21 protein-coding genes and 4 pseudogenes are annotated in these 26,168 nt (G+C 73.4%); 20 read left to right on the top strand and 5 right to left on the bottom strand.

Features of this window, described 5'->3' with window-relative positions; translation table 11 throughout:
• The first annotated feature begins 18 nt into the window (after positions 1–18).
• From AB0L74_RS00630 to metF, 12 genes and pseudogenes are all read left to right on the top strand, one after another.
• Entirely contained in the window at positions 19–1,035 is a 1,017-nt protein-coding gene (locus AB0L74_RS00630; RefSeq protein WP_365643831.1) for a hypothetical protein, read from the top strand.
• Between the two features lie 66 nt (positions 1,036–1,101).
• Positions 1,102–2,661: an S-methyl-5-thioribose-1-phosphate isomerase gene (gene mtnA, locus AB0L74_RS00625; protein ID WP_365643828.1), complete on the top strand. Its 1,560-nt coding sequence runs from the start codon at positions 1,102–1,104 to the stop codon at positions 2,659–2,661.
• Positions 2,658–3,308 carry a methylthioribulose 1-phosphate dehydratase gene (mtnB, locus tag AB0L74_RS00620; protein ID WP_365643825.1) on the top strand — a complete coding sequence of 217 codons (651 nt, stop codon included), beginning with the start codon at positions 2,658–2,660 and terminating at the stop codon, positions 3,306–3,308. Before mtnA ends, mtnB begins: the two co-directional genes overlap by 4 nt.
• Positions 3,309–3,314: 6 nt before the next feature.
• Complete coding sequence (locus AB0L74_RS00615) at positions 3,315–3,890, top strand: cupin (protein WP_365643823.1); 576 nt, start codon at positions 3,315–3,317, stop codon at positions 3,888–3,890.
• On the top strand, positions 3,887–4,591 hold the full coding sequence (gene mtnC, locus AB0L74_RS00610; RefSeq protein ID WP_365643820.1) for an acireductone synthase: 705 nt from the start codon (positions 3,887–3,889) through the stop codon (positions 4,589–4,591). The genes AB0L74_RS00615 and mtnC overlap by 4 nt, the downstream gene beginning before the upstream one ends.
• Positions 4,588–5,781, top strand: a complete 1,194-nt coding sequence (locus AB0L74_RS00605; protein ID WP_365643817.1) for an aminotransferase class I/II-fold pyridoxal phosphate-dependent enzyme — start codon at positions 4,588–4,590, stop codon at positions 5,779–5,781. The genes mtnC and AB0L74_RS00605 overlap by 4 nt, the downstream gene beginning before the upstream one ends.
• Before the next feature lie 82 nt (positions 5,782–5,863).
• Entirely contained in the window at positions 5,864–6,655 is a 792-nt protein-coding gene (locus AB0L74_RS00600) for an S-methyl-5'-thioadenosine phosphorylase (protein ID WP_365643813.1), read from the top strand.
• Positions 6,656–6,747: 92 nt separating this feature from the next.
• Positions 6,748–7,156 (top strand): annotated as a pseudogene (locus tag AB0L74_RS00595) (adenosylhomocysteinase); the annotation flags it as partial.
• A 75-nt stretch (positions 7,157–7,231) separates the two neighbouring features.
• Positions 7,232–8,449: a methionine adenosyltransferase gene (gene metK, locus AB0L74_RS00590; RefSeq protein ID WP_365643811.1), complete on the top strand. Its 1,218-nt coding sequence runs from the start codon at positions 7,232–7,234 to the stop codon at positions 8,447–8,449.
• Positions 8,450–8,602: 153 nt separating this feature from the next.
• Positions 8,603–9,586 carry a carbohydrate kinase family protein gene (locus AB0L74_RS00585; protein ID WP_365643808.1) on the top strand — a complete coding sequence of 328 codons (984 nt, stop codon included), beginning with the start codon at positions 8,603–8,605 and terminating at the stop codon, positions 9,584–9,586.
• A 35-nt stretch (positions 9,587–9,621) separates the two neighbouring features.
• Positions 9,622–9,849, top strand: a pseudogene (locus AB0L74_RS00580) (vitamin B12 dependent-methionine synthase activation domain-containing protein); the annotation flags it as partial.
• Positions 9,846–10,769 (top strand): methylenetetrahydrofolate reductase [NAD(P)H], encoded by a 924-nt coding sequence (gene metF, locus AB0L74_RS00575; protein ID WP_365643805.1) that lies wholly within the window; start codon positions 9,846–9,848, stop codon positions 10,767–10,769. The pseudogene AB0L74_RS00580 and the gene metF, both read left to right, overlap by 4 nt.
• An 85-nt stretch (positions 10,770–10,854) precedes the next feature.
• Here the strand turns inward: metF and AB0L74_RS00570 are convergent, their stop codons facing one another.
• Complete coding sequence (locus AB0L74_RS00570; protein WP_365643802.1) at positions 10,855–12,312, bottom strand: AMP-binding protein; 1,458 nt, start codon at positions 12,310–12,312, stop codon at positions 10,855–10,857.
• 386 nt (positions 12,313–12,698) lie between these two features.
• Here AB0L74_RS00570 and AB0L74_RS00565 point away from each other — a divergent pair, with 386 nt between their 5' ends.
• A complete protein-coding gene (locus AB0L74_RS00565; RefSeq protein WP_365643799.1) occupies positions 12,699–14,858 on the top strand; it encodes a molybdopterin oxidoreductase family protein in 2,160 nt (719 codons plus the stop codon).
• Between the two features lie 42 nt (positions 14,859–14,900).
• Here AB0L74_RS00565 and AB0L74_RS00560 read toward each other — a convergent pair.
• Positions 14,901–15,295 (bottom strand): annotated as a pseudogene (locus tag AB0L74_RS00560) (gamma-glutamylcyclotransferase family protein).
• Between the two features lie 163 nt (positions 15,296–15,458).
• On the opposite strand from AB0L74_RS00560, the gene AB0L74_RS00555 reads away from it, so the two are divergent.
• Positions 15,459–17,105, top strand: a complete 1,647-nt coding sequence (locus AB0L74_RS00555) for a M4 family metallopeptidase (protein WP_365643796.1) — start codon at positions 15,459–15,461, stop codon at positions 17,103–17,105.
• A gap of 93 nt (positions 17,106–17,198) precedes the next feature.
• Here the strand turns inward: AB0L74_RS00555 and AB0L74_RS00550 are convergent, their stop codons facing one another.
• On the bottom strand, positions 17,199–17,786 hold the full coding sequence (locus AB0L74_RS00550; protein WP_365643794.1) for an NAD(P)H-dependent oxidoreductase: 588 nt from the start codon (positions 17,784–17,786) through the stop codon (positions 17,199–17,201).
• A gap of 301 nt (positions 17,787–18,087) precedes the next feature.
• Between AB0L74_RS00550 and AB0L74_RS00545 the strand changes: the two genes are divergently transcribed.
• Positions 18,088–18,612 carry a hypothetical protein gene (locus AB0L74_RS00545; RefSeq protein ID WP_365643791.1) on the top strand — a complete coding sequence of 175 codons (525 nt, stop codon included), beginning with the start codon at positions 18,088–18,090 and terminating at the stop codon, positions 18,610–18,612.
• 115 nt (positions 18,613–18,727) lie between these two features.
• Positions 18,728–19,372 (top strand): class F sortase, encoded by a 645-nt coding sequence (locus AB0L74_RS00540; protein ID WP_365643788.1) that lies wholly within the window; start codon positions 18,728–18,730, stop codon positions 19,370–19,372.
• A gap of 189 nt (positions 19,373–19,561) precedes the next feature.
• On the opposite strand, the pseudogene AB0L74_RS00535 reads toward AB0L74_RS00540, so the two are convergent.
• Positions 19,562–19,882: pseudogene (locus AB0L74_RS00535) on the bottom strand (helix-turn-helix domain-containing protein); the annotation flags it as partial.
• A gap of 106 nt (positions 19,883–19,988) precedes the next feature.
• On the opposite strand from AB0L74_RS00535, the gene AB0L74_RS00530 reads away from it, so the two are divergent.
• Positions 19,989–20,885: an NAD(P)-binding domain-containing protein gene (locus tag AB0L74_RS00530; RefSeq protein ID WP_365643785.1), complete on the top strand. Its 897-nt coding sequence runs from the start codon at positions 19,989–19,991 to the stop codon at positions 20,883–20,885.
• 19 nt (positions 20,886–20,904) lie between these two features.
• Here AB0L74_RS00530 and AB0L74_RS00525 read toward each other — a convergent pair whose 3' ends face one another.
• Complete coding sequence (locus tag AB0L74_RS00525; RefSeq protein WP_365643782.1) at positions 20,905–21,687, bottom strand: TSUP family transporter; 783 nt, start codon at positions 21,685–21,687, stop codon at positions 20,905–20,907.
• Between the two features lie 277 nt (positions 21,688–21,964).
• On the opposite strand from AB0L74_RS00525, the gene AB0L74_RS00520 reads away from it, so the two are divergent.
• Genes AB0L74_RS00520 through nirD form a run of 3 tightly spaced genes read left to right on the top strand, consistent with a single transcriptional unit; the run spans position 21,965 to position 26,144 of the window.
• Complete coding sequence (locus AB0L74_RS00520) at positions 21,965–23,179, top strand: FAD-dependent oxidoreductase (RefSeq protein WP_365643779.1); 1,215 nt, start codon at positions 21,965–21,967, stop codon at positions 23,177–23,179.
• Positions 23,179–25,797: a nitrite reductase large subunit NirB gene (gene nirB / locus AB0L74_RS00515; RefSeq protein WP_365643776.1), complete on the top strand. Its 2,619-nt coding sequence runs from the start codon at positions 23,179–23,181 to the stop codon at positions 25,795–25,797. The genes AB0L74_RS00520 and nirB overlap by 1 nt, the downstream gene beginning before the upstream one ends.
• Positions 25,794–26,144: a nitrite reductase small subunit NirD gene (nirD, locus tag AB0L74_RS00510; protein WP_365643773.1), complete on the top strand. Its 351-nt coding sequence runs from the start codon at positions 25,794–25,796 to the stop codon at positions 26,142–26,144. The genes nirB and nirD overlap by 4 nt, the downstream gene beginning before the upstream one ends.
• Positions 26,145–26,168 lie beyond the last annotated feature (24 nt).

Raw genomic sequence — 26,168 nt, 5'->3', positions numbered from 1 at the left:
GCGTTCATAGGAGACCACATGTCCCAGCAACTCGTCGACGCGCCCGTCCAGCGGGCCACCGGTCTCGTGGACCAGATCCGCTCCGGCCTGGCCACGTACCTGCGGTTGCCCGAGGAAAACATCAGTATCCCGCAGAACGTGGACAAGTACCACCACCGCGCCGACCCCGCCAAGTCGGACCCCGCTCTGGAAGAGGTCTTCCGCCTGATGTGGGCCCTGAACGAACGGGGCCTGTCGGACCGGCGGATCGGCAACACCTCGGTGCGCGAGCGGCCCCTCGTCTCCGCTCTGGACGCGGTCCTCGACGACATCGCCTCCGAACTGGGCACCGCTCCCCTGCAGTACACCGAGCTGGGCCCGGAGCCGGTGAAGACCAAGTACATCATCGGCAATCTCCAGCGCCGCGGGCTGGACATCCGGCAGTACAACGGCGTGGACATCAACCCCGCCTCGCGGGAGACGATGCGGCGCGAGCTGGGCACGCTCATCCCGGCCGAGCGGTTCTCCTACCACCAGACCCTCTTCGAGAACCTGGGCGAGACGCGGTACCGCCTTCCGGGCGTGCGCAACCTGGTGACCATGCTCGGCTTCGAGGAGGGCAACGAGCACCCCGCCGACATCAACCGGATGCTGGAGCGCATCCTGGAACCCGGTGACCTGTTCCTGTCGGAGATGCAGATCCTCTCCGACGGAGGCTGGCACCCGATCTTCAACTTCTACCAGAACGACCTGATGCGGCGCTTCTCCAAGATCGCCCTTGAGCGCAGCAGGCCGCACGCGGACTCCGAGTACGGCGTGTACCTGGTGCCGGTGTCGCTCGGTACGGACGGCGCCCCGACGATGGCCGCCGTCACCGCGGAACGCATCCGGGAGTCGCAGTCCGGTGCCGACAGCATCTTCGTCACCAACTACTGCCTGAAGTTCGCGCTCCAGGAGTACCGGCATCTGCGGGAGGGGTCGGGCCGGCTGAAGGTGCTCAGCCAGCGCACGACCGCCGACGGCTCCGTCGTCTTCCAGCTGACGCAGAAGCTCTGAGTCCGATTCGCCCGGGCCGGTTCCGGTGCCGCGCAACCACCGGAACCGGCCCCCTGCCCTGGGAGCATGGACGTGTCGCGCTCGATCGACTGGCACAACGGCCATATCCGGCTGCTCGACCAACGGGTGCTGCCGCACGCCGAACGGCAGCTGGTCATCGGCACCGTGGACGAACTCGTCGACGCCATCAACACCCTCGCCGTCAGGGGCGCGCCCGCCCTCGGCATCGCCGGCGCGCTCGGCGTCGCCCTGTCGGCCGCCCGGCACCACGCACGCGGCGTACTCGACGTCCGGGCCGTGCACGCTGACGCGGAGCGCCTCATCCGCACCCGGCCGACCGCCGTCAACCTCTCGGCCGGCGTCCGCCGGGCCCTGGACGCCGCCGGCGACGGCCCGGACGCGGTCCTGGCCACGGCGCTGGCCATGCTGGCGGAGGACGAACGGACCAATCGCTCCGCCGCCCGGCACGCCGCCGACTGGCTGCTGGACCGGATCGGCCGGCGCCCCCTGCGGATCCTGACGCACTGCAACACCGGCAGGCTCGCCACCGCCGCCTGGGGCACGGCCCTGGGCACCGTCCGCGATCTGCACGCCAGGGGGCTGGTGGAGGAGGTGCTGGCCACCGAGACCCGCCCCCTGCTCCAAGGGGCCCGCCTGACCGTCTGGGAGCTGCAACAGGACGGTATTCCGGTACGCCTGTGTCCCGACGGGGCGGCCGCGTCGGCCCTGGCATCGGGGCGGATCGACTGCGTCCTGGTCGGCGCCGACCGGATCGCCGCCAACGGTGACACGGCCAACAAGGTCGGAACGTATCCGCTGGCACTGGCCGCGGCCCGGCACCGCGTTCCCTTCCTCGTGGTGGCGCCCACCTCCACCGTGGACGAGAGCCTGCCGGACGGTTCCGCGATCGGCATCGAGCAGCGGCCTGCCGAGGAGGTGGTCTCGTTCGCCGGGCGGCGGTCGGCGCCGCCGGACACCGCCGTGTTCAACCCGGCCTTCGACGTCACCCCGTACGACCTCATCGACGCGGTGGTCACCGAGCACGGCGTCCGCGGCGGCGCCCGCGACGACGCGCTGGCGCGCCGGATGAGGGACGCGACCCGTCTGGTGCCGGACTTCCCGGAGCCCGGCGTCGGCTTCCAGGACCTGGCGGGTGTCTACCGCGCGCCCGGCCTGCTCCGAGCCGCGGCACGCTCGGTGAGCCGGCGGGCCGGGGCCGCGTTCAACGCGGTGCTGGGGATCGAGGCCCGCGGCTTCCCGCTCGCCGCCGCCGTGGCCGCCGAGACGGGAGTGGCGCTGGTCCTGGCCCGCAAGCCGGGCAAGACCCCCGGCAAGACCCTGTCGGCGTCCTATGCCAGCGAATACTCCGCCGACACGCTGGAGATCCCCGCCGACGCCCTCGGCCCGGACCACACCGTCCTGATCGTCGACGACGTCCTGGCCACGGGCGGCACCCTGGCCGCGGCCCGCTCGCTGGTCGAGTCGGCCGGAGCCGCCGCCGCGGGGTGCGCGGTCCTCACCGAGATCACCTCGCTCAAGGGGGCCGAGCGCCTGGCGCCGTTGCGGGTGGACGCGCTGCGCCGGGTCACGGCCTGCGCCGCGAACGACGAAGGAACCCCGTCATGAAACCTGTGAGCGTCGCCGAGAACACCGAGATGATGCGCACGGACCTGGCCAGGACCTGCCGGCGGCTCTACGGCCAGGGCTGGATGCCCGGCACCTCCGGAAACGTCTCCGTGCGGTCCGCAAAGGCCGTACTCGTCACCGCCACCGGACGCGGCAAGGGCACCATCGGCCCGGCCGACACCGTACTCGTGGATCCCCGCGGAGGCTCCCCCCTGACCGGGGAGAGCGAATGGCCGTCCGCCGAGACCGCGATTCATCTCGCCGTCTACCGCGCCTGCCCCGAGGCCCGCGCGGTCGTCCACTCCCACGCTCCCTACGCCACCGCCCTCGCGACCGTGACCGGGCCGGCGCGGCACGTGGTGTTCCGGGATCTGGAGCTGGCCAAGGGACTCGGGGTGAGCGACCCCGCCGTCCTGAGCGTCCCCGTCTTCGCGAACCACGCCGACGTCCGCGAGATCGCCGAGGAGGTCGGCGCGCATCTGAGCCGGCCGACGGAGACCGTCCCCGCCCTGTTCATCGACCGCCACGGCGTCACCGTGTGGGGCGGCGACCTGGAGCAGGCGAACAACCGGCTGGAGTGCGTCGAAGCGCTCTGCCGGCTCGTCCTGCTGACTCGCCGCCCCGGAGCCGTCCTCGCCGAGGAGTGACCGATCATGACCCTTCTTCAGATCATGCCCGAAGACGCTCCGGAACAGGTGCGGCTGCGCACCGACGACCCCGAACGCGTCCGAACCGCCCTGCGGCCGCTCGGGGTGCGCTTCGCGCGCTGGGAGACGAAGGACCTCCCCTCCGACGCCCCCGACGAGGCCGTCCTGACGGCTTACCGGCGGCAGATCGACGCGGTCAGCGCGGCGGGGAACTACCGCATCGTGGACGTCGCCAGGATGAAGCCCGCTCCGGACGACCCCGACTGGCCGGAGAAGGCGGACGCGGCACGCCGCAAGTTCCTGGAAGAACACTTCCACACCGAGGACGAGGTGCGGTTCTTCGCCGACGGAGCCGGGTGCTTCTATCTGCACGCGGACCGCCACGTCTACGCCACGGTCTGCACGAGGGGCGACCTCCTCTCCGTACCGGCGGGGACCGTCCACTGGTTCGACATGGGGACGCGCCCCGACTTCACCGCCGTCCGCTTCTTCCAGAAGGAGGACGGCTGGGTCGGCGAGTTCCTCCCGCGGAGCGTGGCCTCCCGCTTCCCCACACTCGACCAGCTCCTGGCGGCGTCATGAGGGAAGCCGTCGTCCTCGACATCGAGGGAACCACCAGTTCCGAGGCGCATGTGCGCGGCGTTCTCTTTCCCTACGCCCGCACCCGGCTGGCCTCGTGGGTCCGCGCCCACCGCGACGATCCCGAGGTGCGGGCCGTGCTGGCGGAGGTCCGGCCCGACGGCGGCACGCCGGAGGAGGCCGTCCGCCTCCTGCAACACTGGTCCGACGAAGACCGCAAGGCACCGCCCCTGAAGCGCTTGCAGGGGATGATCTGGGCCGAGGGGTACGCGCGGGGCGACCTGACGGGACACGTCTATCCGGACACGGTGACCGCGCTCGCCGCCTGGCACCGGCAGCGCACGCCGGTCCACATCTACTCGTCCGGCTCCGTGCAGGCACAGCGCTTGTGGTTCCGCCACACCCCGTTCGGGGACCTGCGCGACCGGCTGTCCGGCTACTTCGACACGACCACCGCCGGGCCCAAGAAGGACCCGGCCTCCTACCGGGTCATCACCGGCGCCCTCGGGGTACCGGCCCACGGCATCACCTTCGCCTCCGACAGCGTCGGCGAGCTGGACGCCGCCCGGGCGGCGGGGTGGCGCACCGTGCTGGTCCGGCGCACCGCCGAGGAACGCGCGGGTGTCCCGGGCGAGGACCCGGCCGGGCACGGACACCCGGTGGTCCGGGATCTGCTGGCGGTCGCCCAAGGGGTTCCGGCATGACGCACGCGCCGGCCCGCACGCTCGCCCGCCGCGCCGCGGGCCTCGGCACCACGGTCTTCAGCGACCTGACCGAGCTGGCCGTACGGACCGGAGCCATCAACCTCGGACAGGGGTCCCCCGAAGCCGACGGGCCCCCGGCGGTACTGGAGGCGGCCCGCCGCGCCCTGTTCAACGGCGCCAACCAGTACCCGCCGCTCAACGGCACCCCCGCGCTCCGCCGTGCCCTGGCACAGCAGCGGCTGCGACGCTACGGCGTGCCCTGCGACGAGGACACCGGCATCGTCGTGACCACCGGTGCCACCGAGGCCGTCACGGCGGCCGTGCTCGGACTGTGCGACCCGGGCGACGAGATCATCGTGTTCGACCCGGCCTACGACGTGTACACCGCCGCGGCGCGGCTGGCCGGAGCCGGCTGCCGGCGGGTCCCCCTGCTGCCCGGCGGGGACGGTTTTCGCTACGACCCCGACGCCCTGCGCGCCGCCGTGACGCGTTCGACACGGCTCCTGCTGCTCAACACCCCGCACAACCCCACCGGCAAGGTCTTCACCCGCGGCGAGCTGGCGGACATCGCCGCCGTCTGCCAGGAGTACGACCTGGTCGCGGTGGTGGACGAGGTCTACGAGTACCTGGTGTACGGCGACCGGTACCACCTTCCCCTCACCGCCGTGGACGGCATGGCCGACCGCACGCTGTGCGTGTCGTCCGCGGGCAAGACGCTGAACCTCACCGGCTGGAAAGTGGGCTGGGCCTGCGGTCCGGCCCATCTGGTCGACGCGGTGCGGGCCGTGAAGCAGTACACCACCTTCGCCTCCGCCGCCCCGCTCCAGGACGCGGTCGCGTGGGGGCTGACCCACCAGGACGCCTGGGTGGCCGCGCAGCGGTCCGCGCTCGCGGCCAACCGTGACGCCCTGTCCGCCGGCCTGCGGACCGCGGGGCTCGCCGTGCTCCCCGCCGAGGGCGGCTACTTCCTCCAGGCCGACGCGGCGCGCGCGGGACACGCCGATGCGTCCGAGTACTGCCGCCGCCTCGCGCACGAGTGCGGCGTCGTGGCCATCCCCACCCGGGTCTTCGCGGAGGACCCGTCCCCCTACGCGTCCCTGGTGCGCTTCGCCTTCTGCAAGTCGCCCCGCACCATCTCCCAGGCCGTCGGGCGTCTCGCCCGGTCCGGCTCCGCGCGCCCACGCGGCTGACCCCGCCCCGCCCTGCGCCGGGGCCGTCCGCAGCGCCCTTCCCGGCACCCGCCCCGGCCTTTCCCCTCCCGGAGAACACACCATGCCCACGCCCGCACCAGATGTCGCCGTCATCGGGGGATCCGGCCTCTACACCCTCCTGGAGAACGGACGTGACATCACCGTCGACACCCCTTACGGCTCCCCGAGCGCGCCCCTGACCGTCGGCACCCTCGGCGACCGCACCGTGGCCTTCCTGCCGCGTCACGGCCGGCACCACGAGTTCCCGCCGCACCGCGTCAACTACCGGGCCAATCTGTGGGCGCTCAGGCAGGCCGGGGTGAGCCGCATCCTGGCCACCGGCGCGGTCGGCAGCCTCACCCCGGACATCCCGCCCGGCAGCCTGGTCGTCCCCGACCAGCTGGTCGACCGCACCAGCGGTCGCGCGCAGACCTTCTTCGACGGGCCGCACGTCGCGCACGCCTCCTTCGCCGATCCCTACTGCGAGGAAGGACGCACGGCGGTGCTGAAGGCCGCCGGCCGCTGCGGCTGGGACGCCGTCGACGGCGGCGTGCAGGTGGTGGTCGAAGGCCCCCGCTTCTCCACCCGGGCCGAGTCCCGCTGGTATGCCGCCCAGGGCTGGTCGGTCATCGGCATGACCGCCCACCCGGAGGGCGTACTCGCCCGCGAACTGGGGCTGTGCTGCGTCCCGTTGTGCCTGGTCACCGATCACGACGCGGGCGTGGAGGCGGGCACGGGCGTGACCCAGGAGGCGGTCATGGAAACCTTCCACGCCAACCTCCGACGGCTGCGCGACGTTCTCGCCGAAGCCCTCGGGGCACTGCCGGGCGTGCCTTCGTGCCCCTGCCGCCGACTGCGCCCGGCGTCTCTCTAGAGCGCGCTCCCGGTCCCCCACCGCCCCACCCCGACCCGACCCGACGCGAGGAGCAGTCCGCGATGACGACTGTCGACAACCGGCAGGACTTCGGGAACATCGGCCACTTCGACAACGAGATCGACATGGCCGGCCTGGCCAGGGTCCCCGGCATCGTCAAGGACGAGATCAAGGGTCCACACCTGGACCTTCCCCGACGGCAAGAAGATCATCGTGCTGTCCGAGGGCCGTCTGCTGAACCTGGGCAACGCCACCGGCCACCCCTCGTTCGTGATGTCCAACTCCTTCGCGGACCAGACGCTGGCCCAGATCGAGCTGTTCACCAAGCCCGACGCGTACCCGACCGGTGTCTACGTGCTGCCCAAGCACCTGGACGAGAAGGTCGCCCGCCTCCACCTCGACGCGCTCGGCGTGAAGCTGACCACGCTCCGTCCCGAGCAGGCCGGGTACATCGGCGTCACGGTCGAGGGCCCGTACAAGCCGGACCACTACCGCTACTGACCAGCCGGCCGGGCGGACCGGTCGTCGCCCTTCCCGTCCTTCTCCCCCTGAGGACCCGCCAGAACAGGAGCCCGTATGTCTCGACGCCTCTTCACCTCCGAGTCGGTCACCGAGGGACACCCGGACAAGATGGCCGATCAGATCAGCGACACCATCCTGGACGCCATACTCGAACAGGACCCCTCCGCCCGCGTGGCGGTGGAGACCCTCCTCACCACCGGGCAGGTCCACGTGGCGGGAGAGGTGACCACCCGCGCCTATGTGCCCATCGCCGCTCTTGTCCGCGACAAGATCCTCGACATCGGTTACGACGCGTCGCAGAAGGGATTCGACGGCGCCTCGTGCGGCGTCTCCGTCTCGATCGGCTCCCAGTCCCCGGACATCGCCCAAGGCGTCGACGCGGCGCACGAGATCCGCACCGGGGACGGCACCGACCCGCTGGACCGGCAGGGCGCCGGCGACCAGGGCCTGATGTTCGGCTACGCCACCGACGAGACCCCGGAACACATGCCCCTGCCCATCGCGCTGGCGCACCGGCTCGCCCGCCGTCTGACGCGGGTCCGCAAGGACGGCACCCTCCCCTACCTCCGCCCGGACGGCAAGACCCAGGTGACCGTCGAGTACCTGGGCAGCCGGGCGGTCCGCCTCGACACCGTCGTCGTCTCCACGCAGCACGCCGCGGACATCGGCCTCGACGCGATGCTGACGCCCGATGTGCGCGACCACGTGGTCGAGGCCGAGCTCAAACAGCTCGCCGAGGACGGCATCCAGCTGGAGACCGACGGGTACCGGCTGCTGGTGAACCCCACCGGCCGCTTCGAGATCGGCGGTCCGATGGGCGACGCCGGACTGACCGGCCGCAAGATCATCATCGATACCTACGGCGGCATGGCCCGCCACGGCGGCGGCGCCTTCTCCGGCAAGGACCCGTCCAAGGTCGACCGCTCCGCCGCCTACGCCATGCGCTGGGTCGCCAAGAACGTCGTGGCGGCCGGGCTGGCCTCCCGCTGCGAGGTCCAGGTGGCGTACGCCATCGGCAAGGCCGCTCCCGTCAGTCTCTTCCTGGAGACCTTCGGCACCGCCACGGTGCCCCAGTCCGCCATCGAGAAGGCCGTCACCGAGGTCTTCGACCTCCGTCCGGCCGCCATCATCCGCGACCTCGACCTGCTCCGCCCGATCTACGCCCAGACCGCCGCCTACGGCCACTTCGGCCGCGAGCTGCCCGACTTCACCTGGGAACGCGCGGACCGGGCCGCGGCGCTGCGTGAGGCGGCGACAGCGGCACGGCCGTAGCACCGGATCCCGTCCTGCCCGGGGCGGCCCGCGGGCCGGCTCCGAGCCCCCGGGCGGCAGCCCGCCGTGCCATCGGGCACCGGCGGGGTTCCGCCGCCCGATCAGGTGCCCCTCGCCGGCGCCTCCCCCGACGGAGCACAGGAGAGTATCACCGTGCGCATAGCAGTGACCGGTTCGATCGCGACCGACCATCTGATGGTCTTTCCCGGACGCTTCGCCGATCAGCTCCTCACGGATCGACTCGACCGTCTGTCGCTGTCCTTCCTCGCGGATCGACTCGAAGTGCGCCGCGGAGGCGTCGGCGCCAACATCGCCTACGGCCTCGCCCGGCTCGGACTGCGCCCCGTCCTGGTCGGGTCGGCCGGAGCGGCCGACTTCGCGGAGTACGACCGGTCGCTGCGCGCCGCGGGAGTGGACACCTCTTCGGTGCGTGTCAGCGAGACGCTGCACACCGCGCGCTTCGTGTGCACCACCGACCAGGACCAGAACCAGATCGCCACCTTCTACGCGGGCGCCATGACGGAGGCCCGGCACATCGACCTGGGCGCCGCCCTCGGCGGCACCGGCACCGTGGACCTCGTCCTGGTCGGAGCCGATGACCCCGGGGCCATGCTCCGGCACACCGCGGCGGCACACCGCCTCGGCGTCGACGTCGCCGCCGACCCGTCCCAGCAGCTGGCGCGGCTCGACACCGGGCAGACCCGGGACCTGGTCGACGGCGCGCGCTGGCTGTTCACCAACGAGTACGAAGCCGCCCTGCTGCAAGAGCGCACAGGCTGGAGCCGCGCCGAGATCCTGCGGCGGGCCGGCACGTGGATCATCACCCGCGGTGCCGACGGGGTGCGCCTCCTGACCCGGGGCACCGAGCTGAGCGTGCCCGCCGTACCCACCGAGGCGGCCACGGACCCGACGGGCGTCGGCGACGCCTTCCGCGCCGGCTTCCTGGCCGGGCTCGCCCGCGAGGCATCGGTGCGGCGTGCCGCACAACTGGGCTGCGCCCTGGCGACCGTGGTGCTGGAGTCGGTCGGCACGCAGGAGTACAAGCTGCTGCCCGCGGACCTCCTGACCCGGGTCGAGGGGACGTACGGAACCGCCGCGGCCCGGGACATCGAGCCTCTCCTGAAAGGTGCGTCGTGACGAGCGGGCGGCCGACGCGCGCCGGTGCCCTCCGGGAGGTGGAGGACATGTTCGCCCTGAAGTACCGCGGCGCCCGCTTCTCCCTCGGCTACGGCGCCTGCCCCGACCTGGAGGACCGCGCCAAGATCGCCGACCTGCTCCAGCCCGAACGCATCGGCGTGCGCCTGTCCGAGGAGTTCCAGCTCCACCCCGAACAGTCCACCGACGCCATCGTGATCCACCACCCGGAAGCGAGCTACTTCAACGCGGGAGGCCGCGCATGACGAGCTTCTCCTTCGAGTTCTTCCCGCCGAAGACCTCCGCCGGCGAGCGGACGCTGTGGGAGGCGGTCCGCCGGGTGGAAACCCTGCGGCCGGACTTCGTCTCCATCACCTACGGCGCGGGCGGCACGTCCCGGGACCGGACCATCGAGGTCACCCGGCGGATCGCGGCGCAGACGACCCTGCGCCCGGTCGCGCACCTCACCGCCGTGGGCCACTCGGCAGCCGAGCTCAGGCACATCATCGGCGCCTACGCGGACGCCGGCATCACAGACGTCCTCGTTCTGCGCGGCGATCCCCCCGGCGACCCCCGGGGGCCGTGGGTGCCGCACCCGGACGGCTTCACCCACGCGTACCAACTGGTCGAACTCGTCCGCTCGCTGGGAAACTTCACGATCGGCGTCGCCGCCTTCCCCGAGCGGCACCCCCGCTCACCCGACTGGGACACCGACATCCGGCACTTCGTCGCCAAATGCCGCGCGGGCGCCGACTACGCCATCACCCAGATGTTCTTCCACGTCGAGGACTACCTACGGCTGCGCGACCGGGTGACCGCGGCCGGATGCGACATCCCGATCGTCCCCGAGATCGTGCCCGCCACCGACGTACGCCAGATCCGCCGGTTCGCCGAGCTGAGCGGCGCCGCCTTTCCCGAAGACCTCGCGCACCGCCTGGAGGCCGCCCGGAGCGACCCCGCCACGAGCCACCGCATCGGCGTCGAACACGCCGCCGCCATGGCCGAACGCCTCCTCGCCGAGGGCGCGCCCGGGCTGCACTACATCACCCTGAACCGTCCTGCGGCCACACTGGAGGTGCACCGGCAGGTGAGGGGCGTGCGGGCCTCCAAGGCGGCACCGGATGCCGGGAGGGTTCCGCGGCCGGTCGTACCGTGCGCCGTCACCGCCGGGCGCGGCACCGGCTGAGCCGCCAGGCCGTGGCCGGTCCGCCACCGTCGCCCCTTCTCCCGGGATGACGGGGTCTCCCGTGATGTCACGTCCTTCCGCGAGGTCACGAGGCGCGCCCCATACGCCGCCCGGCGTCCAGGACGACCGCGCCGTCCGAGACCAGGTGTCCGGCGAGGCCCGTGGCCAGCCGCTGGCCGTCGGCCGTTGCGGTGCCGCTCGTACGACGGGGCGGGACGGGCCAGTTGCTGAGGCGTACGCACACGTCGCCGGACAGGGGGGTCCGCTCCACGCCGGACGGCACGATCTCCCACTCATGCCCGGGCAGGACCTGAACGACCCTGCTTCCCCGCGGACCGGGACGTACGGTGCCGGTCATGGCGACCGTCGACTGGCGGTGCCGTACCCCCCACCGCAGGGAGTCCGGCAGCGAAGGTTCCCCGGGGCCGAGAAAGCCGCGGATGGTGGGGTGGTTCACCGGCGCCGAGGTGAACAGGTCCGCCTCCCCCGCGGCGCCGGACACCGCGTCGGCGCACTCGGGGCAGGCGTAGACGCTCCTGATGGACTCGGCCGCGAGTATGGGTTCCAGTCCGGGTATCTCGGCAGGGTCGAGCGAGACGACCGCGACCCCCGCCACCAGGGGACCGAGAAACGTGTACAGGAGATAGTCGATGGACCCGGCGGCGGCGATGGAGACGTAACCCGTCCCGGGTGCCAGGCGCGTGAAGTGCAGGTCCGCCACTCGCCCGACGGTGCTCGCATAACCCGAATACGGGAGGATGGCACCTCCCTCGCTCTTCTCGGGCCCTGTGGAACAGTCGATGATCATCGGTGCCGTGACATCGGGGCGACGTCCGGAGCGGAAGGCGATCGAGCGGGAATACGCCTCCTCGTAAGGCACCCATCCCGGGACCTGTCCGCCCGCCGTGATGCCGACCCACGGGGGAGAGAGCGATGTCTCCTGCGCCAGTTCGGGGGTGGCGATGATAACGGTCGAGCCGCTGAGAACTGCCGCCTCCATTATTCTGTCGCTGCTCGCGTCCGCCGGTACGGGAACGATGATGGCATTGAGCTTGACGATGGCCAGCATGATCTCCCACAGGGCCGCGCCGCTGCGCAAGGAGACCAGGACGGGACTACCCGGCCCGACTCCGTGCCGGACAAGCCATGCCGCGGCACGGTCGGAACGCTCCCTGAGTTCCGCGTAGGATATCGACTTCCGGACCCCTTCCGTGCCGTACCAGACGAGCGCCGACTGCTCGTTTCCCAGCGCGTATTCGTCGAACCAGTCGAGAGCCCAGTTGAACTCACCCAGAACGGGCCAAGAGAATTCTCTCGCGCTTTCACCGGCAAGCACGCTTTCCAGAACGGCAGTTCGAAAGTCTTCGAATATCGATCCCGGTGAATTCAAGTGGACCCTCCCGATTCGGTCACGTGTCGGCTGAATCAATCGCACCTTAACCACACCGACGCCACCGAGGAAGGGCACGGAGGGAAAACAGGACACCCTTCGCTGGCATTCAGCCAACTTCACCGGCCCGGAGAATGCCGACATGATGCTCATGTGCGCGACGGCGGCTCCCGGAGGGGATGACGGGATACCGGCGGCGGACGATTTACGCCAGGTTCGTGCGATTTTTTCGCACAGGTGAGAAGATATTGCAACGCACATTTGAGGATTCCGTGAGAAGTACCGTCCCGGCGCCGGCCCGCCGGACGCGCTCTCCCGGCGGCGAGGCCGGCTCTCCCCCAGGGGACACCGTCTGGGACGAGGGCGTCCAGGACGCCGCCGTCGGGGTCCGGGGCGGGAGCCGGGCGCGGGGCGGGCGCCGCGGAGCGCGCGGTGACGGGCACCTCACGGCGGGGCCGCGGCCGCGGGGAGGTCACCGTCCCGGTGGTGTAACAGGGAGCCGTCCGGGCGCGTAACACGCCCGTCGGACGCTGGCGGACATGCAGAACTCCGCGACGCCCACGCACTGCCCGTACTGCGCCTTGCAGTGCGGGATGAACCTGACGCCCGCCGCCGACGGCACGGTGGAGGTGACCGAGCGCGCGGACTTCCCGGTCAACCGGGGCGCGCTGTGCGGCAAGGGCCGTACGGCGCCTGCGGTGCTCTCCTCGCGCGTACGGCTGACCTCTCCCCTGGTGCGCTCCGGGGACGGCACGCTGGTGCCCGCCTCCTGGGACGAGGCGCTGGACCGGGTCGCGGCGGGCCTCGCGCGGGCGCGTGCCGGGCAGGGGCCGGACGCGGTGGGCGTGTTCGGCGGGGGCGGACTGACGAACGAGAAGGCGTACGCGCTGGGCAAGTTCGCCCGGGTGGTGCTCGGCACCTCGCAGATCGACTACAACGGCCGTTTCTGCATGTCGTCGGCGGCGGCGGCCAGCATGAGGGCGTTCGGGCTCGACCGGGGGCTGCCGTTCCCGCTGGAGGACATCCCGAGGACGGGCTGTGTGATCCTCGTCGGGTCCAACCTGGCCGAGACCATGCCGCCCGCGCTGCGGTACTTCAGCGAGCTGCGCGAGAACGGCGGGACGCTGATCGTCGTCGACCCGCGCCGCACCAAGACCGCCGAGCAGGCCGACCTGCACCTGGCACCCCGGCCGGGGACCGATCTGGCGCTGGCGCTGGGCCTGCTGCACCTGGTCGTCGCCGAGGGGCGGGTGGACGAGGAGTACGTACGTGAGCGCACCTCCGGCTGGGAGGAGGCGCGGGCGGCCGCGATGGCGCACTGGCCGGAGTACGTGGAGCGGATCACGGGGGTGTCCGTTCCGCAGCTGCGGGAGGCGGTACGGCTGTTCTGCGCGCCCCAGGCCGCGATGGTGCTCACCGCGCGGGGCCCGGAGCAGCAGTCCAAGGGCACGGACACGGTGGGCGCGTGGATCAACCTGTGCCTGGCGACCGGACGGGCCGGACGCCCCCTGTCGGGGTACGGCTGTCTGACCGGGCAGGGCAACGGGCAGGGCGGGCGCGAACACGGCCAGAAGGCAGACCAGTTGCCCGGCTACCGCAAGCTCACCGACCCGGCGGCCCGGCGGCACGTGGCCGAGGTGTGGGGCGTGGACCCGGACAGCCTGCCGGGGCCGGGCCGCAGCGCCTACGAGCTGCTCGACGCCCTCGGCACGGACATCCGCGCGCTGCTGCTGATGGGCTCCAACCCGGTGGTGTCGGCGCCGCGCGCGGCGCACGTGGAGGAGCGGATCCGGTCGCTGGACTTCCTCGCGGTGTGCGACGTCGTCCTGTCGGAGACGGCGGCGCTCGCGGACGTCGTGCTCCCGGTGACTCAATGGGCGGAGGAGACCGGCACCACGACCAGCCTGGAGGGCCGGGTACTGCTGCGGCGGCGTGCGATCACGCCGCCCGAGGGCGTCCGCAGCGACCTGGAGGTGCTGCACGGGCTGGCCGCCCGGCTGGGGGCCGACCGGAACCTGGAGAAGGGCTTCCCGACCGATCCGGAGGAGGTCTTCGAGGAGCTGCGCCGGGCGAGCGCGGGCGGCCTCGCCGACTACTCCGGGATCACCTACCGCAGGCTGGCGGAGGAGAACGGCGTGTTCTGGCCGTGCCCGGCGGCACCCGTGGCGGACGGCGGCGGGGAAGGCGGGACCGGCGCGGCGGCGGACGGGGCCGCGCGCGAGGAGGCCGGCGTGCATCCGGGCACGCCCCGGCTCTTCCTGGACCGGTTCGCCACCGAGGACGGGCGGGCCCGGTTCGCGGCCGTCGCGCACCGGGCGGTCGCCGAGGAGCCGGACGAGGAGTACCCGCTGCTGCTGACCACCGGGCGGGTGGTGGCGCAGTACCAGTCCGGTGCCCAGACCCGGCGCGTGGACGAGCTGAACGCCGCCGCGCCCGGCCCGTTCGTGGAGCTGCACCCGCGGCTCGCGGCCCGGCTCGGCGCGGCCGAGGGCGATCCGGTGGCGGTGGTGTCCCGGCGGGGCCGGGCGGTGGCACCCGCGCGGATCACCGGCGCCATCCGGCCCGACACCGTGTTCATGCCCTTCCACTGGCCGGGCGAGGGCCGCGCCAACACCCTGACCAACCCGGCCCTGGACCCGACCTCGCGGATGCCGGAGTTCAAGGCGTGCGCGGTGCGCGTGGAGGCCGTCGAGTCCTAGGGCGAGCCGTGGAGCGAGTCCCGGAGACGGGGGCAGGGCGGTTCATCGGGGCCGCCACTCCCCGCCGGTGATCGGCGTGCCCCGGGCCCGCGGCCGGGGGGCGGCGGGGGCTTGGGCCGCCACGTACACCCAGGCGCGTACGGCCCTGCCGTCGTGCTCGCACGTCACCTGGCGGGCGACGCGGTCGTAGAGGCTGCGCGGGCCGCCCGGCACGCAGCCCTCCAGCCGGTCCAGGGCGGCGAGCAGCCCGGCGTACTCCTCCGGGCGGGCGGTGACGAGGTCGCCGCGCACCGGGCCGCCGCCGGGTTCCTCCACGGCGTACGGGTGGCCGGGCCCGGCCGCGCGGGTCCCCCGGCGCGGGTGCGGCCGCGCAGGAACAGCGCGTGGTCGGGCCCGCCGGGGCGGAGCGTGCCGTAGACGAAGAACGGGAGTTCCAGTGCTTCCACAGACGTGATTCTCTCCCCCTTCCCTCCCCTCATGATCTCCACGGGATGGCTATGGACATGACATGTCCGGGCTCCGTAGAACTGAGCCACCACCAGCGCCACCTCCCCCGCCCTCGCCATGAGCGCCCGCGTGCGCTTTTCCCCAAGGAGACCGATGAGCCGGATACGGCACGTCCTCGGCTCCCGTCCGGCCCTGGCCGGCACGGCCGCCGCAACCGCGATCCTCCTCACCGCGGCCCTCGCCCCCACCGCCGCCGCGACGCAGCGGCCGAGCCGCGCCGAGGCGGTCGAGAACGCCGCGGCGGCCCTCGCGGAGCACGCGGACAGCCTCGGGCTGACCCCGGCTCAGCGCACCACCGTGCGGGACGTGGTGGTGGACGGGGACGGCGCCCAGCACGTCCGCTACGACCGCGCCTACCACGGACTGCCCGTGCTCGGCGGCGACTTCGTGGTGCACCTGGCGCCCGGCGGCGGCTACCGCGGCGCCGACCGCGCGGCCGCGGCGCCGATCGCCCTGCCCGCCGTCACCCCCGGGCTGCCGGCGGCCGAGGCCGCCGACCTGGCCGCGCGGGCCCTGCGGTCGGCCGCCCCCGGGCGGGTGCTGAGGAAGCTGACGGCCCGGCCCCGCCTGGTGGTCGACGCCCTGCACGGTGCCCCCAGGCTGGCCTGGCGCACGGACGCCGTCGCGCTGGACGGCCTCGGCAACCCGGTCGCCCGCACGGTGCTGACCGACGCCCGGTCGGGGGCGCGGATCGACGCCTGGGACCGCATCGCGTCGGTGACGGGCGACGGCCGGTCGCTGTACGGCGGCACGGTGCCCCTGGAGACGACGGCGGCGGGACCGTCGTACCAGCTGAAGGACGCCACGCGCGGGGGCACGTACACCGGGGACGCGGCGAACCGGACCGACCTGTGCGTGCTCGGCCTCTGCCTCGGCCGCGCGCCCTCGGCGGTCTTCACCGACGCGGACAACCACTGGGGCACGGGGACGGCGGCCGACCGGGCGTCGGCGGCGGTGGACGCCCAGTACGGCACCGACATGACCTGGGACTACTTCGAGGACGTCCACGGGCGCCACGGGATCGCCGGAGACGGCAAGGGCTCGTACAACCGCGTGCACTACGGCAGCGGGTACAACAACGCCTTCTGGGACGACGGCTGCTTCTGCATGACGTACGGCGACGGGGACGGGACCACGTTCGGCCCGCTGGTCTCGCTGGACGTGGCCGGGCACGAGATGGCGCACGGCGTGACGCAGTCGACGGCGGCGCTGACGTACTCCGGGGAGTCCGGCGGACTGAACGAGGCGACCAGCGACATCTTCGGGACGCTGGTGGAGTTCCACGCGGCCAACGCCGCCGACCCCGGTGACTGGCTGATCGGCGAGAAGGTCGTCCGGTCCGGCTTCGGGCGGAACGCGCTGCGCTACATGGACCAGCCGTCCCGGGACGGCGCGTCGGCCGACTGCTGGAGCGCCTCGCTGGGCGACCTCGACGTGCACTACTCCTCCGGCGTCGCCAACCACTTCGCCTACCTGCTCGCCGAGGGCAGCGGCACGAAGACCGTGGGCGGCGTCCGCCACGCGTCCGCCACCTGCGACGGCTCGGCGGTGACCGGCATCGGCCGGGACAAGCTCGGCCGCATCTGGTACCGGGCGCTGACCGTCTACATGACGTCGTCCACCGACTACGCGGGCGCCCGGACGGCGACGCTGAACGCCGCCCGGGACCTGTACGGGGCGGACAGCGCCGAGCGGGCCGCGGTCGCGGCGGCGTGGAGCGCGGTGAACGTCGCCGGCTAGGCACACGGGCGTACGGGCCGGGGCCGGAGCTCTGTCACGGGCTCCGGCCCGCTGCCGTCCCCTGCCGGTACCGTCCGCCCCGGGGCCGGACGGTCACGCCCCGCCGTACGGCCGCCTCTCCTTCGCCTCCCGCAGCGCCGTCCCCCACCAGACCAGCTGGTCCAGCATCACCTTCGCCGCCGCGTCCGGGCCCGAGGGGTCCGTCAGGCGGCCCTCGTCGTCGAAGGACGCGCCCGCGTTGTGGAAGGAGACGGTGTCGCGGACGGTGACGGCGTGGAGTTCGGCGAAGACCTGGCGCAGGTGCTCCACGGCGCGCAGGCCCCCGGCCAGGCCGCCGTAGGAGACGAGCGCGACGGGTTTGGCGCGCCACTCGGCGTAGTGCCAGTCGATGAGGTTCTTCAGGCCCGCCGGGAACGAGTGGTTGTACTCGGGGGTGAGGACGACGAACGCGTCGGCGCGGGCCAGCTTCGCGGTGATCTCCGCCGACGCGGCGGACGCCTCGGGTGCGGGGGCGAACGTGGTGGGCAGGTCGGCCTCGGCGACGTCCACGACCTCGACGGCCAGGTCGTCGCGGTGACGGAGCCGGCCGAGGAGCCAGTCGGCGATCACGGGGCCGAAGCGGCCGTGGCGGTTGCTGCCGATGATCAGGGTCACCTGGAGCGGTGCGGTCACTGTGTCCATGCGCACCACCCTGGTACCTCAACCTTCGTCGAGGTCAAGCGCCGGCTCCCGAGCCGCCGCCGCGGATGGCCGGTCACCCGTTCACACGCGCGCCGTGGGCCCTTCGGGTTCTCTTCCGCGCCCCTCCCCCAAGGCCCCCGTGGCACGCCGGTGACCTGCCGAAACGGCGCCGGGGCGGGGTGCGGGCCGGGCCGGTCCGGCACCCGTTCATCCCATTCCTGACACCTCGTCAACAAGCGGGCGGGGGCGGCTGCCACTTACCTCGAAGAGACAGCGCCACCGAGACGCTCGAGGAGCATCGATGCGACGTACCGCCCGCCTGCTGACCGGTACCGCGCTCGCCGCCGCGGCGGGCCTGGTCGCCGCGCCCGCGTACGGGGACGAGGGCGGGGGCGGAGACCTGAAGGTGTCCCCGTCCTCCGTGGTGCCGGGCGGCCGGGCGACGGTGGACACGACGGCGTGCGGCGGCAACGGCACCGCGGCGGGCGACGCCAGCGCGGTGGGCGCCGGCGCCTTCACCCTGGCGGGGACCACCCGCGACGGCGAGTCGGCCGGGGAGTTCCGGGTGCCGCCGAGCGCGCAGCCGGGCACGTACGAGATCGCCGCCACCTGCGCGGTGAGCGGCCGCCGCATCACGGGCGACCTGGTGGTGACGCTGACGCCCCCCGGTGCGCAGGTGCACCCCCGGGGAAGCGTGAAGACGGGGGTCGGCGGCGCGTTGGGCCCCGACCCCGTGCAGACCGCGGCCGGCGTGGCGGCGCTCGCCGTCGCCGCCGCGGGCGGTACCTGGCTCCTGCATCGCCGGGCGAGAGGCGACGGGATCTGACGGACACCCTCCGCTGTCCGTCCGCCGGTACCGCACTCCCCTCCCCCTCCGGGTCCGACCGCCCCTCGCGGCCCGGAGGGGGCCCGGGGCCGAAGGAGCCAGGAGAGGGGGCGTCATGCGCAGGGTCGGCAACACCGCCATAGCGGCCGTCACCGCGATGGCGCTCTGCGCCGGGGCCTGGCTGCTGGCCAGCGGCGCCGAGACCCACCCGCCGCCGCAGCCGTCGGCGGCGCAGGCCGGCACCGGCACGGCCGCCGGGGCCGGTACTGGGCGGGCCGGCGAGCCGCCCGCCGCGCCGGCGCTGCCCCCCTCCCCGCCCGACCGCGTCCGCATCCCGGCGATCCGCGTCGACGCCCCGCTCATGGGGCTGGGGCTGACCCGCACCGGCAGCCTGGAGGTGCCGCCCGCCGGGAAGAAGAACCTCGCGGGCTGGTACGAGGCCGGCACCACGCCCGGCGAGACGGGCACCGCGATCGTGGCCGGGCACGTGGACAACGCCGACGGCCCGGCCGTGTTCTACCGCCTCGGCGCCCTGCGCAAGGGCAGCAGGATCGAGGTGGACCGGCGCGACGGCGGCGTGGCGGTGTTCACGGTGGCCGCGGTCGAGGTGTACGACGCGCGGGCCTTCCCCGACGAGAAGGTGTACGGGCCGGCGAAACGGCCCGAGCTGCGGGTCATCACCTGCGGCGGCGGCTGGTCACCGGCCACCGGCTACCAGGGGAACGTCGTCGTCTTCGCGTATCTGACGGACAGCCGCTGAGGCGCCCCAGGCCGGGACCGGGGGAGCCGCCGGAGCTTCCCCGGGCGGAGGGGCCGCCAAGCCCGGAGGGGCCGGAGGGGCCGGAGGGGCCGCCGAGGCCCCCTGCGCCGCTCCCGCCGCTCCCGCCCTTGTCGTCCCCCGCTCCCCCGCCGTCCCCGCCGTCCCCGCCGTCCCGTCGTAGGCGTCCCCGAGCACATGCTCCCGCCCCCAGTCGCCCAGCGGTGCCAGGGCGTCGTTGAGGGCGGCGCCCCGGGGCGTGAGCGAGTACTCCACGCGCGGCGGCACCTCGTCGTACTCCTGACGGCGCACGATCCCGTCGGCCTCCAGCTCCCGCAACTGCGCGGCGAGCACCTTCTCCGTCACCCCGGGCAGCTCCCGGCGCAGGGCGCCGAAGCGGCACGGCCGCTCCCCCAGCGCCCACAGGATCAGGACCTTCCACTTGCCGCCGACCACGTCCAACGCCGCGTCGACCCCGCAGACGTACGCCCCCGGCCGCCGTAACGTCCTCATGACCCGCCACCCGCCCTTCCCGCTGCCTGCACGCTTTCCCGAAGGTAACCACCCACTTCAAAGTACCTACTTGAGCCGGTTGTTCCCACCGGCGAGCCTGGTCACCATGAACGACACCACGGACAAGACCCCCGCCCCCCGCACCCCGATCACCCTCCTCGGCGCCGGCGCCATGGGCACCGCGCTCGCCCGCGCCTGGCTGGCCGCCGGGCACCCGGTGACCGTCTGGAACCGCACCCCCGCCCGCGCCGAGGCCCTCGCCGCCGAGGGCGCCGCGGTCGCCCGCGGCGCGGCCGAGGCGGTGGCCGCGAGCCGGCTCGTGATCGCCTGCCTGCTGGACGACGACTCGGTCGGCGCGGCCCTGGACGGGGCCGATCTGACCGGGCGGGACGTGGTGAACCTCACCACCGGCACGCCCGCCCAGGGCCGCGCCCGCGCCGCGTGGGTCCAGGAGCGCGGCGCCCGCTTCCTGGACGGCGGCATCATGGCCGTACCGCCGATGATCGGTGCCGCGGACTCCGGCGCGTACGTCTTCTACAGCGGCTCGGCCGGCCTGTTCGAGGAGCACCGGGAGACGCTCGCCGTCCCGGCCGGCACCCGGTACGTGGGCGCGGACCCGGGCTTCGCCGCGCTGCACGACGTGGCGCTGCTGAGCGCGATGTACGGCATGTTCGCGGGCCTGTCGCACGCGTTCGCGCTGATCGGCCCGGAGGACATCCGCCCGCAGGACCTCGCCCCGCTGCTCGTGGACTGGCTGGCCGCCATGGCCCCGGCCGCCCACCAGAGCGCCGCGGCGCTGGAGAGCGGCGACTACACCAAGGGCGTGGTCTCCAACCTCGCGATGCAGGTGGCGGGCACCTCCACCCTGGTGCGGACGGCCGAGGAGCAGGGGGTGAGCACGGAACTGCTGACGCCCTTCTGGGACCTGATGGCGCGCCGGCTCGCCGGCGGGCACGGGGAGGAGGACACCACCGGAGTGATCGACCTGCTGCGGACCCGGTGAGGCGGCCGGCCCTCCCGGCTCAGGCGAGCCACTGCTCGTAGGCCAGGTTCGCCACCAGCGCGAACACGACCGTCAGCAGCACGATCCGCACGAAGCGGCTGCCCTTCTTCAGTGCCGTGCGGGCGCCGAGCATGCCGCCCGCCAGGTTGAACGCGGCCATCAGCGCGGCCAGTTGCCACAGCACCGCGCCCTGCCAGGCGAACATGGCGAGCGCCCCGGCGTTGGTGCAGCAGTTGACGATCTTGGCGGTGGCGGAGGCGGTCACCAGGTCGAGGTGGAGCAGGGCCGTGAGCGCCAGGACGAGGAACGTGCCGGTGCCGGGGCCGATGAAACCGTCGTAGAAGCCGATGCCGAGACCCGCCAGGCCGATCGCGGCGAGGACCTGGCGGCGGGTGGCCGGGCCGCCGGCCGGGGCCGTGCCGAAGGCGGGGCGCAGGATCACGAAGGCGGCGACGCCGACCAGCACCACCATGATCACCGGCTTGAGGACGTCCGTGCTCATGCCGGCCGCGAGGAACGCCCCCGCCGACGAGCCGGCGAGCGCGGCCAGGCCGATCCGCACGGCGGTGCGGACGTCCACCGGGGCCTTGCGCGCGTACGTCACCGCCGCGCCCGTGGTGCCGACGATGGCGACCGCCTTGTTGGTGCCGAGCGCGTAGGGGGCCGGGGTGCCCGCGGGCAGGCCGAGGAGCAGCACCGGCAGCAGCAGGAGCCCGCCACCGCCCACCACGGCGTCGATCCAGCCGGCCGCGAGGGCCGCGATACACAGAAGGACCACCATGGTCAGCGATATGTCGGGCATGATCGCGACCCTAGGGAGCGGCCGTCCGCGCCGTCCACCGGCCTGAGGGTCTTCTGAGGTTCGCGGCCCCGGGCCCCGGCACCACGAGGTGCCGGGGCCCGCGCGGGGTGCCGGGGCCGCACACTCCTTCCCCGGCCCGCGCGCGATGCCGTCCTTCCCCGGCCGCACGCGGCGCCGGGGCCCTCACATCCGCCCCCCGCCCCCGCTGAGGGCAGCGTTCCGCGCGGGAAACAACGGTGATGCGGCCGGGTAACCTCCGCCCCGCACGCTCGACGGCATGACCTCGAATACGCGTGTGGTGGTGATCGGCGCCGGCCTCGCGGGCGTCCGGCTCGCCCGACGGCTCGGTGAGCTCGGCACGCCCGCGCTGCTGATCGGCGACGAGGAGCACCGCCCGTACAACCGGGTGCTGCTCGCCGAGGTGCTGGCCGGACGCTACGCCCCCGAGGTGATCGCGCTGCCCGCGCCCGCCGGGCTGGTCCGGGCCCGGGTCACCGGAATCGACCGCGCCCGGCGGAGCGTCGTCTGCGCGGACGGTACGGAGATCGCGTACGGCACGCTGGTGCTGGCCACCGGCTCCAATCCGGTCCTGCCCCCGCTGCGCGGCCTGTTCACGCCGGACCGCGTGCTGCCCGAGGGCGTCCACGCGTTCCGCACCCTGGACGACTGCCTGGGCCTGTCCAGGGCCGTCCGGCCGGGCGCGCGGGCCGTGGTCATCGGCGGCGGGCTCCTCGGGGTCTCCGCGGCCCGCGCGCTCGCCGTGCGCGGCGCCCAGGTGGTCCTCGCCCAGCAGTCCGAGCGGCTCATGGAGCGCCAGCTCGACCCGGGCGCCTCCCACCTGGTGCTGCGGCACCTGCGGGACCTCGGCGTGGAGGTGCACACCGAGTGCCGGGTGCGGGACGTGCGCTGCGTCGGCGGCGCGGTCCGCTCGGTGGAGCTGGCCGACGGGTACGCCCTCGACGCCGATCTGGTGGTGCTGGCCTGCGGGGTCCGCCCGCGCGCCGGGCTCGCCGAGGCGGCCGGGCTCGCCGTCCGCAAGGGCGTCCTCGTCGACGACGAGCTGCGCACCTCCGACCCGCACATCCGCGCGATCGGCGACTGCGCCCAGCACGACGGGAACGTCTACGGCCTCGCCGCCCCCGCCCTCGAACAGGCGGACGTGCTGGCCGAGTCCCTCGCCGGGAACGCCGCCGCCCGCTACACCGGCACCCGCTCGCTGACCCGGCTGACCCTGACCGGGCCCGACAGCCCCTTCGACCTGGCCGCCTTCGGCGAGACCGACCCCCGCCCCGGTGACGACGTCGTGCAGCTCGCCGACGCCACCCGGGGCACCTACCGCAAGGTCGTCGTCCGCGACGACCGCCTGGTCGGCGGGGTGCTCGTCGGCGAACTCGGCACCGTGGGCGCGCTCGCCCGCGCCTGGGAGGGAGCAGAGCCGCTCCCGGACGACGGCCCGCTGCTCCACCTGCTCACCAACGACGGAGGCTCCTGATGACCGCCAACCTGGGGGGCACCCCCACGATCGTGCTCGTCGGCCACGGCATGGTCGGCCAGCGCTTCCTCGAAGCGCTGGCCGAGCGCGGCCTGACCGCCACGCACCGCGTGGTCGTGCTGTGCGAGGAGCCGCGCCCCGCGTACGACCGCGTGCAGCTCACCTCGTACTTCTCGGGCAGGACGCCCGAGGAGCTGTCGATGACGGACATGGAGTTCATCAAGGACCACGGCATCGAGCTGCACGTCGGCGACCCGGCGGTCGCCGTCGACCGCGCGGCCCGGAAGGTGACCGCCCGGTCCGGCCTGGTGGTCGGCTACGACGTCCTCGTGCTGGCCACCGGCTCCTACCCGTTCGTGCCGCCGGTCCCGAACAAGGACGCCGAGGGCTGCTTCGTCTACCGCACCATCGAGGACCTGCTCGCCATCGAGGAGTACGCGAGGACCAGGGCGAAGACCGGTGCCGTGGTCGGCGGCGGGCTGCTCGGCCTGGAGGCGGCCGGCGCCCTCAAGGGGCTCGGGCTGCGCTCCCACATCGTGGAGTTCGCGCCGCGCCTGATGCCCGTGCAGGTCGACGAGGGCGGCGGTGCGGCGCTGCTGCGCACCATCGAGGAGATGGGCCTGGCCGTCCACACGGGGGTGGGGACGCAGGAGATCGTCACGGACGCGTCGGGTGCCGTCACCGGCATGAAGCTGTCCGACGGCAGCGAACTGGCCACCGACCTGGTGGTGTTCTCCGCCGGTGTCCGCCCCCGCGACCAGCTCGCCCGCGACTGCGGCCTGGCGGTCGGCGAGCGCGGCGGCATCACCGTCGACGAGCAGTGCCGCACCGTCACCGACCCGCACGTCTTCGCGATCGGCGAGTGCGCGCTGGCGGCGGACGGGCGGGTGTACGGCCTGGTGGCGCCCGGCTACGAGCAGGCCGAGACGGCCGCCGCGACCATCGCCGCCGAGGAGGCCGCCTTCACCGGCGCGGACCTGTCCACCAAGCTGAAGCTGCTCGGCGTGGACGTGGCGTCCTTCGGCGACGCGCACGGCACCACCGAGGACTGCCTCGACGTGGTCTACTCCGACTCCCGCGCGGGCCTGTACAAGAAGCTGGTCGTCGGCCGCGACGGCACGCTGCTGGGCGGCATCCTGGTCGGCGACGCGGAGGCGTACGGCACCCTGCGGGCGCTCACCGGCTCCGTCCCGCCCGTCTCGCCCGAGCAGCTGGTCCTCCCGGCCGGCGCCGGCGGGCCCGCCCAGCTCGGCCCCGCCGCCCTCCCCGACGACGCGGTCATCTGCTCCTGCCACAACGTCACCAAGGGCACCATCCGCGGCGCGGTCACCGACCACCGGTGCACCACCGTGCCCGAGGTGAAGAAGTGCACCAAGGCGGGCACCGGCTGCGGCTCCTGCGTCAAGGTGCTGGGCCAGCTGGTCACCGCCGAGCTGGAGGCGAGCGGCGTCGAGGTCGACAAGGGCCTGTGCGGCTGCTTCGCGCAGACCCGCGAGGAGCTGTACGAGATCGTCCTCGCCCTGCGCGTCACCTCCTACCAGGAGCTGCTGGACCGCCACGGCCGCGAGGGCGCCCGCGGCGGCGACGGCTGCGAGGTCTGCAAGCCGGCCGTCGCCTCGATCATCGCCTCCCTCGCCCCCGTGATCGGCGCGAGCGGCTATGTCCTGGACGGTGAGCAGGCGGCGTTGCAGGACACCAACGACCACTTCCTCGCCAACCTCCAGAAGAACGGCTCGTACTCGGTCGTCCCGCGCATCCCCGGCGGCGAGATCGCCCCGGAGAAGCTCATCGTGATCGGCGAGATCGCCCGGGACTTCGGCCTCTACACGAAGATCACCGGAGGCCAGCGCATCGACATGTTCGGCGCCCGCGTGGAGCAGCTCCCGCTGATCTGGGCCCGCCTGGTCGACGCCGGCTTCGAGTCCGGCCACGCCTACGGCAAGGCGCTGCGCACGGTGAAGTCCTGCGTGGGCCAGACCTGGTGCCGCTACGGCGTGCAGGACTCCGTCCGCATGGCGATCGACCTGGAGCTGCGTTACCGGGGCCTCAGGTCCCCGCACAAGCTGAAGTCGGCCGTCTCCGGCTGCGCCCGCGAGTGCGCCGAGGCCCAGTCCAAGGACTTCGGCGTGATCGCCACGTCCAACGGCTGGAACCTGTACGTCGGCGGCAACGGCGGCGCCACCCCGCGCCACGCGGACCTGCTCGCGCAGGACCTGTCGGACGCCGAACTGGTGCGCCTGATCGACCGGTTCCTGATGTTCTACATCCGCACCGCCGACAAGCTGGAGCGCACCTCCACCTGGCTGGAGCGCATCCCCGGCGGACTGGACCACGTACGCGACGTCGTCGTGCACGACTCGCTCGGCATCTGCGCGGAGCTGGAGTCCCTGATGGCGGCCCATGTGGCGCACTACCGCGACGAGTGGGCGGAGACCGTCAACGACCCCGACAAGCTCGCCCGTTTCGTGTCCTTCGTCAACGCGCCGGACACCCCCGACCCGGTGGTCGCCTTCGTCCCCGAACGCGACCAGATCAAGCCCGACCTGCCGCTGCTGTCCATCGGCACACGGCCCGCGCAGTCCGAGGAAGCGGCCCTGGAAGGAAGCGCCCAGCGATGACCCTGGCACCCGAGACCACCGACCTGAAGGTCCAACTGCGCCTGTCCGACGACTGGTTCACGGTCTGCGACCTGGGTGCGCTGCTCCCCGGCCGGGGGGTGGCGGCCCTGCTGCCCGACGGCCGCCAGGCGGCCCTGTTCCGCGACCGGACCGGCACGCTGTACGCCGTCGACAACCGCGATCCGTTCACCGGCGCGGCCGTCCTCTCCCGCGGCCTGATCGGCACCCACCAGGGCCGCCCGTTCGTCGCCTCCCCGCTGCTCAAGCAGCGCTTCGACCTGGCCACCGGGCAGTGCCTGGACGACGAGACGGTGCGGGTGGCGGCGTACGAGGTGCGGGCCGCCTGACGGCAACCACCCGATAATTCTTGA

It is taken from the genome of Streptomyces sp. NPDC052020, assembly GCF_040680575.1.
GTDB lineage: Bacteria > Actinomycetota > Actinomycetes > Streptomycetales > Streptomycetaceae > Streptomyces.
This window is presented reverse-complemented; position numbering and strand designations above follow the sequence as displayed.